Origin of the sequence: Nocardia sp. NPDC127606, from assembly GCF_042671725.1 — a bacterium.
In the GTDB taxonomy this organism is placed as follows: Bacteria; Actinomycetota; Actinomycetes; order Mycobacteriales; family Mycobacteriaceae; genus Nocardia.
Genome location: NZ_JBHXWQ010000003.1, coordinates 235,039 through 247,280, shown reverse-complemented (window position 1 = coordinate 247,280; position 12,242 = coordinate 235,039). Strand labels below are relative to the sequence as shown.

Below are 12,242 nucleotides of genomic sequence, written 5' to 3'. Positions count from 1 at the left end.
CAAGAAATCATCCAGAATCTTGCCTAGATATCCAATCGTCTCTGCGAGTATCGTTTCGAACATGGATCTGCTGAGCGATGTCCTGGCCACCGCGAAGACCGGCAGCCCGGCCTCCGGGATGTTCGTGCGGCACGCGCCGTGGGGTCGGGCATATCCGCGCATCGAGAGCGCGGGATTCCATGTGGTTCTGCAGGGTTCGTGCTGGCTGACGCGACCCGATGCGGAGCCGCTGGCATTGGGCGCCGGTGACGCGGTCTTCATGCCGCGCGGGGTCGCCCACGATCTGCGCGACCAGCTCGAGAGCCCGGTGACCGAAACCGCGGGCCCCGAGGATGTCCGGATCGTGGCGGGACCGGGCGCTCCCGCAACCCTGCTGTGCGGTTCCTACCAGCTCGCCGCCGACCGAACCCATCCGCTGCTGACGGAACTGCCCGAGGTGGTGCACATTCCGGCCCGGCTCGGCACGCACCCGTCGCTGCGCGCCGCGGTCGACCTGCTGGCCGACGAACTCACCGACACCCACCCCGGCGCCGACGCGGCGATACCCCCGCTGCTGGACCTGCTGCTCCTCTATCTCCTGCGCGCCCGGCTCGCGGACTCCGCCGAGACGACCGGGTGGGCCGCCGCCGTCGCCGACCCGGATATCTCCCGGTCCCTGCGCGCCGTCCACGACGACCCCGCCCACGGCTGGACAGTCGAATCACTGGGCGCCCGAGCAGGTCTCAGCCGGGCCGCCTTCGCCAAACGTTTCACGACGCTGGTCGGCGAACCCCCACTGACCTACCTCACCCGCTGGCGCATGCTCACCGCCGCCCGCCTGCTCCGCGACACCGACCACCCACTCTCGACCGTCGCGAGACACACCGGATACAGCTCCGAGTACGCCTTCAGCAAGGCCTTCAAACGCGAATTCGGCACGGCACCGGGCCGTTACCGCTCGACGCCGACCGAGGTCCTGATGGCGGGCATGCGGTAATCCTCAGTCGAGCACGGCCGTAGCCTCCACCTCGACGAGCAGATCCGGCTCACCGAGCGCGGCCACCCCGATCAACGTGATCGGCTTGACCGGATCCACACCGAGCTTCGCCGCCGCCCTGGCGACACCTTCGCCGAGCAGCGGATACTTCTCCGCACTCCAGTCGACGACATAGATCGTCAGCTTCGCGACATCGTCGAACGAGCCACCGATCGCCGCCAGCGCGGTACCGATATTGAGGTACGCCTGCTCCACCTGCGCCGCGAAGTCCCCGGCGCCGACCGGATTCCCCGCACCGTCCCGAGCGACCTGCCCCGCCAGAAAGACCAGCCGCGACCCGGTCGCGATCGAGAGTTGCCGATACACCTCGGGCTTGGGCAGCCCGTCCGGATTCACCAGTTCCACCGTCATGGTAATAACATAACATTGATATGTAATCTGAGGCCATGGCAAGGACGAAGAATCCCGCGGTGCGGTCGATGCTGATCGACCGGGCGGCGCAGCTGCTGCGCGAACGACAGCCGGTCACACTGCGCGGCCTCGTCGCGGGTACCGCGGTGTCGACGATGGCCGTCTACACCTACTTCGACGGGATGGACGGCCTGTGGCGCGCGGTCAGGCAGGAGGGGTTCACCCGGCTGGCGGCGCGGCTGGCGCAGGTGCCGGTCACCGAGGATCCGGTGCACGATCTGGCCGCGCTCGGCAGCGCCTACCTCGCCAATGCCCTGGCCAATCCCGATCTCTACCGGGTGATGTTCGACGCAGGTTTCGCGCTCGAGGACGCCGGAGCCGCCGACGCCACCCTCGACCGCCTGGTACGGGCGGCCGACTCGGCCCGATCGATCGGACGGTTCGAGGCCGATATCGATCCGCTCGATCTGGCCACGCAGAGCTGGACCATCGGACACGGGCTGGCGGGCCTGGTCGCGACCGGGCCGCTGCCACCGGCCGCTCTCGGCCACGGAATTCCCCTGCTCACAGCATTGTTCGTGGGAGCCGGTGACGATCCGCGGCGGTGCGCGCGGTCGGTGGCGTCGGGTTGGCGGATCAGTTGAGCTGGGCTACAGCAGCTTTCGCCGCCTCCGCGACGAGGTCGTTGGAGGGTTCCGCGTTCTGATCCGGCTTGGTGGTGAGGACGGCGAGGACGAGCGGGGCCCGGTTGGGGGGCCAGGCGATGGCTACGTCGAGGGCGGAGCCGTAGGCGGGGCTGCCGGTTTTGTCGCCGACGATCCAGTCCGTGGGCAGACCTGCCTTGATGCGTTTGGCGCCGGTCTTGCTCGCCTTCAGCCACGTGGCGAGTTGGTCGCGTTCGGGTTCCGGGAGGGCGGTGCCGACGACGAGGGCGCGGTAGTTCGCGACCAGCGCGGCGGCGGTCGTGGTGTCGCGTTCGTCGCCGGGGATCGCGGTGTTGAGCTCGGGCTCCCAGCGATCGAGGCGGGACACGGTGTCGCCGAGGGTACGCAGGAAGGCGGTGAAACCTTCTGGGCCGCCGAGCAATCGGAGCAGCATGTTGCCCGCGGTGTTGTCGGACCGGGTGATCGCGGCGTCGCAGAGCGCGGTGACGGTCATGCCGGTGTCGATGTGTTTTTCCGTCTCCGGCGAGTTCACGACGATGTCGGCCGCGGTGTAGCGGACGACCTGGTCGAAATAGCCGGTGGACAGCGGATGCGTCTGCAGGAGAGCGCCGCAGGCCAGACCCTTGAAAGTCGAGGCCATCGGGAAGCGCTCACCTTCCCGGTAGCCGACGGTCGCTCCGCTTCCGGTGTCGACCACCGAGAGACCGAGCCGGGCACCGTATTTCGCCTCCATATCGGCGAACGTCGCGGTGGCGGGCACGGTGGCCGGCGTACTCGTTGCCGGTTCGGCGTCGTTGCTCGAGCAGGCGGTGAACGTCACGGCCGAGATCGCCAGCGCGACGGCGGCGATCCGGGTGCGGAGGCGGGGCGTCAGTGTGGAGGAAGTCACCGGTGCACGCAATCATCGCGGACCGGCTCGAAGCCAATATCGGACAGCGGGCTGGACGAGTCGCACCCGATATCACCGCAGGTGGACAGCGGTAAGGCGACGTGGAAGCCGGATACCCACCAGCTCGTCACCGCGGATCGACCGAGTCGTGGCAAGAGCGCTGGTTCAATGGCCGATATGGATCTGATCCGCCACCTCCGGTTCTTCGTCTCTGTCGCGGACGAGGGCCACTTCGGGCGGGCAGCAGCGGCACTCGACATGACCCAACCTCCCCTGTCGCAGGGGTTGCGCCGCCTCGAACAACATCTCGACGTCGAACTCATCCACCGCACCAGCCAGGGCGCGCTGCTCACCACCGCGGGCAAGCACCTGCTGCCGCGTGCCCGGCTGCTCGTCGACGACGCCGACCGATTGCTCGCCGAGTCACAGCGGATCGCGCAGCTCAGCGGGACCGTGCGATTCGCCGCGACGACCGCGCTGCCCGATCGCCTGGTCACCGCGTGTGTCACGGGCTTGCGCGCCGCCGGTGGCAGCGTGGCGACGACACTGGCCACGACCGCCGATCTCGTCGCCGAGGTGCGCGCGGGTGTGTGCGATGTGGCGGTGATCGAACATCCGGCGCTGGTCGACGGGGTGGAGGCCGGACCGGTGGTGAAGATACCGCGCTGGTTGGTGGTCCCCGCCGAACACCGCACCACCACCGCCGAACGACCGACCTTCCCGATGCTCGCCGGACTGAACTTCGCCCATCCACCGCGCGCCGCGAATCCGCCTGCCTTCGACAGCATCATCGATCTGCTGCGGGAACGTGGACTGGACGCACCGCCGCTCGCGGCTCCCGACGATCGAGCGGTGCTGGCCGCCGTGGCCGCGGGCACGAGCTTCGGCGTCTCCGCCACCTCGCCGACGCCGACACCGGGGGTGGCATGGCTCACGCTGGCGCCGCAGTCGATCGCCCTGCGGGTCAGGGTGATTCGCCGAGCGGACGCGGGTACGCATGCCGATGCGTTGGATCGGGTGCTGTACCGGGAGCGGCTGCGATGAGCGTGTTCGACGCGGAATCGGCGAGTGCCCGGATCCGTGCCGTGTTCGCCGACGCGGGCTGCGTCGGCTGGTTGCACGCCCGGCGCTGCGATGGGTCCACCGGCGAGGTTTCCGTCGGTGGGCACGACCGCGTGGTGGTCGCGTCGGTCTACAAACTGCTGCTGTTGGCAGCGTTCTTGCGACAGGTCGACCACGGCCTGATCGACCCCGCGGGTCGGCTCACCATCGATCCCGTCGACTGCACTCCTGGCCCTACAGGCCTTGCGGCACTGCATGATCCGGTCACCCTGAGCCGTCGCGATCTGGCGACATCGATGATGACCGTGTCCGACAATGCCGCCGCCGATGTCCTGCTCGGCGAGGTCGGCCTTGCCGCGGTGGGCGAGCTCCTGCTAGAACTCGACCTCACGGATACCCGCATCGTCGGCGGCACGGCCGACCAGCACCGCAGCCTGGTCCGCGACACCGATACCCACAGCACCGCAGAGGCTTTCGCGGTACTGGCGGACAACGACGAGGCGTGGACCGTCTCCGCCTACGACCCCTCCTACGCCAGCGCGACCACGCCCGAGGAGATGACCCGGTTCCTGTGGAAGCTGTGGGTGGGCGACATATTGTCCACCGCGAGCACCGAATTCGCGCGCACGGTGATGAGCAAGCAGATCTGGCCACACCGCATCGCCGCCGGATTCCCCCATCGCGGGGTGCTCGTCGCAGGAAAGACCGGCACCATCGGGGTGATCCGCAACGAGGTCGCCGTCATCGAGTTCCGCGGCGAAACACCGGTAGCGGTTGCGGTTTTCACCCGTGCCGCCCGCGCGGATCCGATGCTGCCAGTGGTCGACGCCGCGATCGGCGAGGCGGCGAGGATCGCCGTCACCGAACTGCGCCGCCCACGGGGCTAGCATCGTCGTTTGTGGGTGGAGATTCTTCCGGCTTCGGCCGAGTGCAGAAAATCGGGATCGCGGCGGGGGCGCTGAGTGTGGTGCTGGCGGTGGCGACTCCGTTGCTGCCGGTTCAGCAGCAGCAGGCGAGCCTGGATTGGCCGCAGCCGCAGTCGATGCAACTCAGCGCGCCACTCGTGGACTATGTGCCGCTGTCGCTCGATGTGAGCATTCCGTGCACGGCCTTGCGTGACATGACCGGCGGGACCGTCCTGTCCACGGTTCCCGCCCAGGCGCCGCGAGCAGGGTCGAAAGGCTTGGTCGCGCGAATCGAGGACCGGCCGGGAGCCGGGCGCACGTTGTCGGTGGTGCTGCGCGACAAGCTGCTGTTGAGCGCGCCGATCGCGGATATCGCGGGGAATGCTCCCGCGAAAGAGGGCTCGGTCGCCGACGATCGCGATGGCACACAACCTCCGCCTACCGACGCGAACCGGCCACCTGCCCCCGCTGGCGCACAATCTCCCGACAGCACTCCCCCCAACGGCGCGCCGTCCCCCGGCAGCACCCCACCCACCGGCGCACCCCCCCGAGGCAGCACCTCACCCAACGGTGCTGCCGCTGATGGAGGCATGCCTCCGAGCGTCCGTCTTCCTGCTGGAAACCCCGCGCCCAGGGGTGACGAGTCACCACCGGGCACGCCCGCTACGGGGACACCGGGTGCCGGCCAGCCACTGCCCGCTACGGGGGCACCGGGTAGCGGCCAGCCGCCGGGATCGCGCGATCCCGGCAGCGCTCCCCCTTCGGGCGCGGTTCCGCCGAACGGGCCGAGCAGCGCACCACCATCGGCTGCGAAGCCACCGACCGGTGCGAATGGCGGGCCCGGCGCGCCGGGAGCAGCCGTTCCCGAGAGTGCACCGGATGCTCGATGCGGTGCGCTGACGGTGGTGTCCACGGCGACGAGCACGACCGCCGAGCTAACCGGCATGGCCCGGGCCGACGGGTCGCCGATGAAGACGACCGTCGACACTGATGTGCGGCCGCAAGTGGTCGGGGTCTTCACCGAATTGGATCGTGGACGGATGGGTGACGCACGGCTGCATGCCGAGATCGATGCGCGGTTCTCGTCGAGTCCGACCGGCTGGAAGCTGGCCGCGATCATCGGGGCGGTGTTGTGTGCGCTGCTCGCGTTGATCTGCCTGCACCGCGGCGACACTCGTGACGGCCGCCGTACGCGCCGCACCCTACCCGCGCGCTGGTGGCGGTTCACCGGTCTCGACGCGGTGGTCGCGGGCACATTGGTCGTGTGGCATGTGATCGGCGCCAACAGTTCTGACGACGGCTACATCCTCACGATGGCGCGCGCGTCGAAGGAAGCGGGCTACACCGCCAATTACTACCGGTGGTTCCAGGTCGCCGAGGCCCCGTTCGGATGGCCGTACGAGGTGCTCGCCCAGATGACCCGGGTCAGCGAGATCGGGTTGTGGATGCGGTTGCCCGCGTTGCTCGCCGGGTTCGTGTGCTGGCTGGTGCTCAGCCGGGAGGTGTTGCCGCGCCTGGGTTCCGGCGTGAGCGCGAGCCGGGTGGCGCGCTGGACAGCGGCCCTGGTGTTCCTGTCCATCTGGCTGCCCTTCAACAACGGCCTACGGCCCGAACCCCTGATCGCGGTCGGCGCGCTGCTCACCTGGTGCTCGATGGAACGGGCGATCGCCACCCGCCGCCTGCTGCCCGCCGCCGTCGCGGTGCTGATCGCCGCGTTCTCCCTGGCGGCCGGTCCCACCGGATTGATCTGCGTGGCAGCGCTGTTGGCCGGTTCGCGACCGGTACTGCGCACGATCATCGCCCGCGCCACAGCGGATTCGCGCGCCGAAGTGACCCCTCGCGGAGCCGTAGTCCTCCGATACGCCGCACTCGTCGCCCCGATCGTCGCCGCGGGCACTCTCGTCCTGGTCGTCGTGTTCGCCGACCAAACCTTCGCGACCGTCCTCGAAGCCACCCGCGTGCGCCAGCTGGTCGGCCCCGACATGTCCTGGTTCGAGGAACGCACCCGCTGGGATTCCCTGCTGTCGGTCAACCCCGACGGCTCCCTGGCCCGTCGCTTCGGCGTCCTCGCCATGCTCCTGTGTCTGGCGGTCGGCATCGTCGCGACCTTGCGTCGCGGTCGCATCCCGGCGACCGCCCGTGGTCCGGTGACCCGAATCCTCGCCGTCGTCTTCATGGCCCTGCTGCTGATGATGTTCACCCCCACCAAGTGGACCCACCACTTCGGCGTCTACGGGGGCCTGGCGGCCGCACTCGCCGCGATCACGGCGGTGGCGCTGATCCGGGTCCGCCGGAACTATCTCCGAACGCTGTTCGCCGCCGCGGTGCTGTTCCTGCTCGCCGTGAGCTTCACCGGCTCCAACGGCTGGTGGTACGTCTCCGGCTACGGAGTCCCGTGGCCCGACCGCGCTCCCACGCTCGGCGGCATCGAGGTGTCGCCGCTCTTCCTCGCCGCAACGGCCGCAACCCTGCTCACGGCGCTGTTCCAGTACTACCGTGCAGGCATCGAGGCCGCGGCGGTAGGCGACGATGCCGATGACGTCCGAGACCCGAGCGCTGACGACGGTGGCCACGGTGATGACGGCACCAATGGCGATGCCGCAGGTCCAGCCGGTTCCGACACGAGTCACGTACTCGAACGCGCCGGCGGCGGACAGCTGAAGTCCGGCGGCTATGTCGGTCGCCGCAGTCGGCCCGATCGCAAGGTCCCGGTTGTCGCACCACTGACCGTTGCCGCAGCGGCCATGGTCCTGTTCGAGGTGGGATCGCTTGCCGTAGCGGCTGTTTCGCAGTACCCGGCGTATTCGGTCGGGCTGTCGAATCTGCGCGCGCTGACGGGTGACCGATGCGCGATGGCCGATGACGTTCTCGTCGAGACGAATACCGCGGACTCACTGCTCGCCCCGTACAGCGGCACCGTCGCCGACGGGCTGGCCGCCGAGAACTCCGGCTTCACCCCGAACGGTGTCGGAAGCCTCGCCCCCGATCCCGGACCCGGCCAATCCTCCGCCCCGCCTTCGGGTTCGGGCCCCAGCCCAGGTCCCGGCGGAAGCGGACCAGGCGGCTCAGGCCCCGGCGGCCCTACCGGCTCACCGCCGAGCGGTCCGAATGCCGGACCACCGGGAGCACCAAGTGCGTCCGGTCCCGCCGTGACCGGTGTGAACGGCAGCACGGCGGCATTGCCGTTCGGGCTCGCCCCGGAACGAACGCCGGTGCTCGGCAGTTACTCGACCGGCGAGCCACAGCGGACACAGTTGACCACGCAGTGGTATCGGCTGGATCTGGCCGCCACACAGCAGAATCCGGCGTATCGGGTGGTGATCCTGACAGTGGCCGGTCGGATCGAGTCCACGGCGCCCGACGGCTCACGCATGCCAGGGCAACGCTTGCGCGTGGAGTTCGCGCGGCGTGCCGAGGACGGAACCACCACCGCCCTGGGCGAGGCCATCCCGCCCACGGTCGGTGGCGCTCCGGGCTGGCGAAACCTGCCGATCGCACTCGATCGAATTCCCCTGGGCACCACTGCCGTTCGGCTGGTCGCCGACGCGGCGGAGCCCGACCCCCTGCAGTGGCTCGCGATCACCCCACCGCGCCTGCCGAAACTGTCGAGCCTGAACACCGTGGTCGGCAGCGCCGACCCGGTTCTCGCGGATTGGCATGTGGGACTCGCCTTCCCGTGCCAGCGCCCGTTCGACCACCACAACGGTGTCGCGGAGATGCCGATCTGGCGAATCCAGCCCGACAAGCTCAACGCCCAGGTCTCCGAGACCTGGCAGGGCGACGCCGGCGGCGGCCCCCTCGGCTGGACCGGCATGCTCATGCAGTCACGCACCGTCCCCGCCTACCTGGCCGACGACTGGACCCGCGACTGGGGCGAGCTCCAACGCCTCACCCGCACCGTCGCCGCACCGCCGGCCGACATCACCGTCCACACCGAGACCCGCTGGGGCCTGACGAACGAACCCCCGATCAAAACCAGCTGACCGACAAACACGAACCGCCGCCACCCCGAACAGGGGTAGCGGCGGTTTCGGTTGCGGCAGAGGCTACTTCGGCGGTTCGCCACCGGCGGGCGGACCACCCGCCGGCGGCCCGTCGACGGGCGGTGCGCCACCGGCGGGCGGGGTCGCGCCCGCAGGCAGCGGCTTGCCGATGTTGCGCGCCATGTCGGGCATCAGGCGGATGGCGACCTGTTCCCAGGTGCCCCAGTTGTGGATGCCGATGTCGGGGAAGTCGTAGCTGACGTTCTCGTAACCCAGTGCGGTCAAACGCTTTTCGAACGAGCGGGTGTTGGCGAGGGCGATCGCTTCCAGTGGCATGCCCTGGGTGATCGCGTCGACCGAGGACAGGTCCTGATCGGCGGGCTTGGCGCTACCGGCGGAGACATAGAGGCGGGTGTTGTTGGCGATCAGCTTCTCGGCGAACCCGTACGGGTCCATCCGCTTCCACTTCTCACTGCCCGCGGGCGCCATCGCCTCGATGTTGTATCCACCGCTGGCGATCATCGCCCCGCCGAGCGCCTCGCGCATGCCGGGCATCGACATGTGCAGGTAGCCCGACAGCGACCCGGCGTAGGTGAACTGCTCGGGGTGGTAGGCCGCCATCAGCATCGCCGCGCTACCGCCGCTGGACAGGCCGACCACACCGTTGCGGGTCGCGCTGAAGCCCAGCCGGGACTTCATCGCCTCCGGCAGGGTCTTGGTGATGAAGGTTTCCCACTGGTAGGTGTTGACCTTGCCCTGGGTGTCCTCCCAGCCGCCGATCGCCGAACCGGAGTCGGCGCTGGGCAGCATCGACCCGTCGGGGTTGACGCCGAAGAAGTTGCTCGGCTGCTCCCAGTCGGCGTAGAAGCTGGACTGCCCGCCGACCGGCATCACCACGTTGATGTTGAACTTCGCCATCTGCGCCGGGATGGTGGTGTGCTTCTCCCAGCCGTTCAGGTCGTCCTCGGCGCGTTCGCCGTCGAGCAGGTAGACCACCCGATCGGTGTTGCCGTCGGCCGCGCGGATGATCCTGGTGTTGATCTCCCCCATCGACGTGTCCACCCGGAAGTCGATCGCGGACGGGTCGGCATCGGCGGCGGCAGGCGCGACAGCGGCGCCCAACGGCACCACCGCCACGACGGCGCCCGCCATCACTCGCCGAAGAACTCTATTTACCCCACGCATGATCGGTGTTCTGACCTTCCCGTTGTGCGGCCTCGCCGCGTCCCCACTCGACCCGCCGCGGTACTACACCTGCGCGCGGGGCCCTGTCGGGCAGCATAGCGCGCACCCGATCCCAGGGGTATATCGAATTGTGCAGTGGGGCAGCCTGCTTCGTGCGCCCGCTCCGAACTGCGGATTCTCGGCGAGGGGCGGAGCTGGCGGAGCGCTACCCTGGGAGGTCGATTCGTGGCCGTGCCCGGCCGCCCTGCCCAGAACGGGACCGCCGTGAAGCTCGCCGTACGCCTGATGATGTTGTCGCTGGTCCTCGCCCTGCTGTTCGGGGTCCCGTGGTGGACGTTGGTCTCGGCGCCGACCGGTGGCAGCGGGACGCTGTTCTGGATCGGGACGGCGATCGCCGCGGCCGCCCTCGTGTGCCTGCCGCTCACGATGTTCCTCGGGCACGGGCCCGCGCAGTCCGACCCGGCGGTGATCGTCGGCGACACCCTGCTCGGGGTGTTGTGGGTGGTGTTCTCCTGGTCGGTGATCGGGCTGCTCGTGCGGGGCGCGCTGGCCGTCGGCGGGGTCGACGGGGTCGACGGTGCCCGGATCGTGGCGGCAGGGGTGCTGGTGACCTCGGCGGTGCTGATCGGGTGGGGCGTGTCCGAGGCGCGTCGGGTGCCGCGGGTGCGCACGGTCGACGTCGCGATTCGTGGGCTGGCGCGGGGACTGGACGGGTTGCGCGTAGTGGTCGTCACCGACACCCATTACGCCGCGCTGAATCGGCGGCGCTGGTCGGAGCGCGTGGTCGAGGTGGTCAACGCGCAGCGGCCCGATATCGCGTGCCACGCCGGTGATCTCGCCGACGGTTCGGTCGTGAAACGCCAGGCGCAGGTCGACCCGCTCGGCAAGGTCGAGGCACCGCTGGGCCGGTTCTACATCACCGGCAATCACGAGTACTTCGGTGACGCGCAGGGCTGGATCGACTATATGGCCTCGCTCGGCTGGCAGCCGCTGCACAACCAGCACAGCGTCCTCACCCGCGACGGCGATCGGCTCGTCATCGCCGGCATCGATGACCCGACCGGCGTCGGCCTGCCAGGTCACGGCCCTGATCTGCCCGCCGCGCTCGCGGGCGCCGACCCCTCGCTGCCGGTCGTTCTGCTGGCCCACCAGCCCAAACAGATCGCCGACAGCGCCGCGGCGGGCGTCGCACTGCAGATCTCCGGTCACACCCACGGCGGGCAGATCTGGCCGTTCCACTACCTCGTCCGGCTCGACCAGCCGGTGGTCGCGGGCCTGAGCAGGCACGCGAACAACACTCAGCTCTACACCAGCCGCGGCACCGGCTTCTGGGGTCCGCAGCTACGGGTTTTCGCCCCCAGCGAGATCACGGTGCTGGTGCTGCATCCCGAGCGCTGACACCCGCCCCTCGGGGAATCCGAGAGCGGATCAGCGGTGCGGCTGGGTGACTTCGGTCGGCAGCGTGCCGCCCATCACCACCTTCGAACCGTTCCACGAATAGGTGATCGTCGCGGGGCCGCCCTGCGGTGCGGCAAAGGGTTCGTCACCGGCCAGCCAGCGGTAGTCGACGGTGACCGCGTTGTTGCTCGACCCGACAACGGTGGTGAAGGCGTACGGCTCGGAAGTGCCCGTGCCCAGGTACTTTCCGTTGCGGAAGAACAAGATGTGGATCGGCGCACCCGCGGAGTTACCGCCGATGGCGCGCACATACAACAGCTGACCACAGCTCCCCGGCTGATCAGTCGAAGCCTGTCCGGCGACCCAGCTTCCCTGAAGGCTCGCGAGGGCGTTCTGCACACCGGTCGAGGCCGGGTCTATGCAGCGGCCCGGTCCACTGATGTCGTCAGCGGGGGCGGGAGAGGTGGTGTCGGGGGCCGGGATCAGCGTGGGAGCTTGTGTGACCGGCGGTGTTTCGGGCTCCGGCGCGATGGTGGCGCCGGGCTGGGGCGCGGCGGTCTCCTCGGGCGCGGGGTTCCCCGGGGTCTGGGTACCCGGCGCGGGTGCGCGGGTGGTCGACGAGGCGGCCGTCGCGCGGGAGGTCGATGTGGTTGTCCCTGAACCACTCTCGTCGGTGCAGCCTGTGACCAGTGCCGCGGCGACGGCGATCAGCGCGCCCATCCGAACTACGTTCTTCATGGTTCCTCGATTCTGTGTCCCCTACGCGCT

The 12,242-nt window shown here is 69.3% G+C and carries 10 protein-coding genes; 6 read left to right on the top strand and 4 right to left on the bottom strand.

Annotated elements, in window-relative coordinates; genetic code table 11:
- Positions 1-61 precede the first annotated feature (61 nt).
- The gene (locus ACFVJ5_RS16815) at positions 62-976 is read left to right on the top strand and encodes an AraC family transcriptional regulator (protein ID WP_379221027.1); all 915 of its coding nucleotides are present in this window, start codon (positions 62-64) and stop codon (positions 974-976) included.
- A 3-nt stretch (positions 977-979) separates the two neighbouring features.
- Here the strand turns inward: ACFVJ5_RS16815 and ACFVJ5_RS16810 are convergent, their stop codons facing one another.
- The gene (locus ACFVJ5_RS16810) at positions 980-1,387 is read right to left on the bottom strand and encodes a RidA family protein (protein ID WP_056812467.1); all 408 of its coding nucleotides are present in this window, start codon (positions 1,385-1,387) and stop codon (positions 980-982) included.
- Positions 1,388-1,422: 35 nt separating this feature from the next.
- Here ACFVJ5_RS16810 and ACFVJ5_RS16805 point away from each other — a divergent pair, with 35 nt between their 5' ends.
- The gene (locus ACFVJ5_RS16805; RefSeq protein WP_379221025.1) at positions 1,423-2,031 is read left to right on the top strand and encodes a TetR/AcrR family transcriptional regulator; all 609 of its coding nucleotides are present in this window, start codon (positions 1,423-1,425) and stop codon (positions 2,029-2,031) included.
- Here ACFVJ5_RS16805 and bla read toward each other — a convergent pair.
- Positions 2,024-2,941, bottom strand: a complete 918-nt coding sequence (bla, locus tag ACFVJ5_RS16800; RefSeq protein WP_379221023.1) for a class A beta-lactamase — start codon at positions 2,939-2,941, stop codon at positions 2,024-2,026. The two genes, ACFVJ5_RS16805 and bla, sit on opposite strands and share 8 nt — an antisense overlap.
- A gap of 168 nt (positions 2,942-3,109) precedes the next feature.
- On the opposite strand from bla, the gene ACFVJ5_RS16795 reads away from it, so the two are divergent.
- The 3 genes from ACFVJ5_RS16795 to ACFVJ5_RS16785 are packed head-to-tail and all read left to right on the top strand — an operon-like array spanning position 3,110 to position 8,891.
- Positions 3,110-3,985 (top strand): LysR family transcriptional regulator, encoded by an 876-nt coding sequence (locus tag ACFVJ5_RS16795; RefSeq protein ID WP_379221021.1) that lies wholly within the window; start codon positions 3,110-3,112, stop codon positions 3,983-3,985.
- Positions 3,982-4,890, top strand: a complete 909-nt coding sequence (locus ACFVJ5_RS16790; RefSeq protein WP_379221020.1) for a serine hydrolase — start codon at positions 3,982-3,984, stop codon at positions 4,888-4,890. The genes ACFVJ5_RS16795 and ACFVJ5_RS16790 overlap by 4 nt, the downstream gene beginning before the upstream one ends.
- 11 nt (positions 4,891-4,901) lie before the next feature.
- Positions 4,902-8,891, top strand: a complete 3,990-nt coding sequence (locus ACFVJ5_RS16785; RefSeq protein WP_379221018.1) for an arabinosyltransferase domain-containing protein — start codon at positions 4,902-4,904, stop codon at positions 8,889-8,891.
- A gap of 63 nt (positions 8,892-8,954) precedes the next feature.
- On the opposite strand, the gene ACFVJ5_RS16780 is transcribed toward ACFVJ5_RS16785, so the two are convergent.
- On the bottom strand, positions 8,955-10,043 hold the full coding sequence (locus ACFVJ5_RS16780; RefSeq protein WP_379221016.1) for an alpha/beta hydrolase: 1,089 nt from the start codon (positions 10,041-10,043) through the stop codon (positions 8,955-8,957).
- A 258-nt stretch (positions 10,044-10,301) separates the two neighbouring features.
- Here ACFVJ5_RS16780 and ACFVJ5_RS16775 point away from each other — a divergent pair, with 258 nt between their 5' ends.
- Complete coding sequence (locus ACFVJ5_RS16775; RefSeq protein WP_379221015.1) at positions 10,302-11,474, top strand: metallophosphoesterase; 1,173 nt, start codon at positions 10,302-10,304, stop codon at positions 11,472-11,474.
- Between the two features lie 30 nt (positions 11,475-11,504).
- Here the strand turns inward: ACFVJ5_RS16775 and ACFVJ5_RS16770 are convergent, their stop codons facing one another.
- Positions 11,505-12,212: an LppP/LprE family lipoprotein gene (locus tag ACFVJ5_RS16770; protein ID WP_379221013.1), complete on the bottom strand. Its 708-nt coding sequence runs from the start codon at positions 12,210-12,212 to the stop codon at positions 11,505-11,507.
- Between the last annotated feature and the right edge of the window lie 30 nt (positions 12,213-12,242).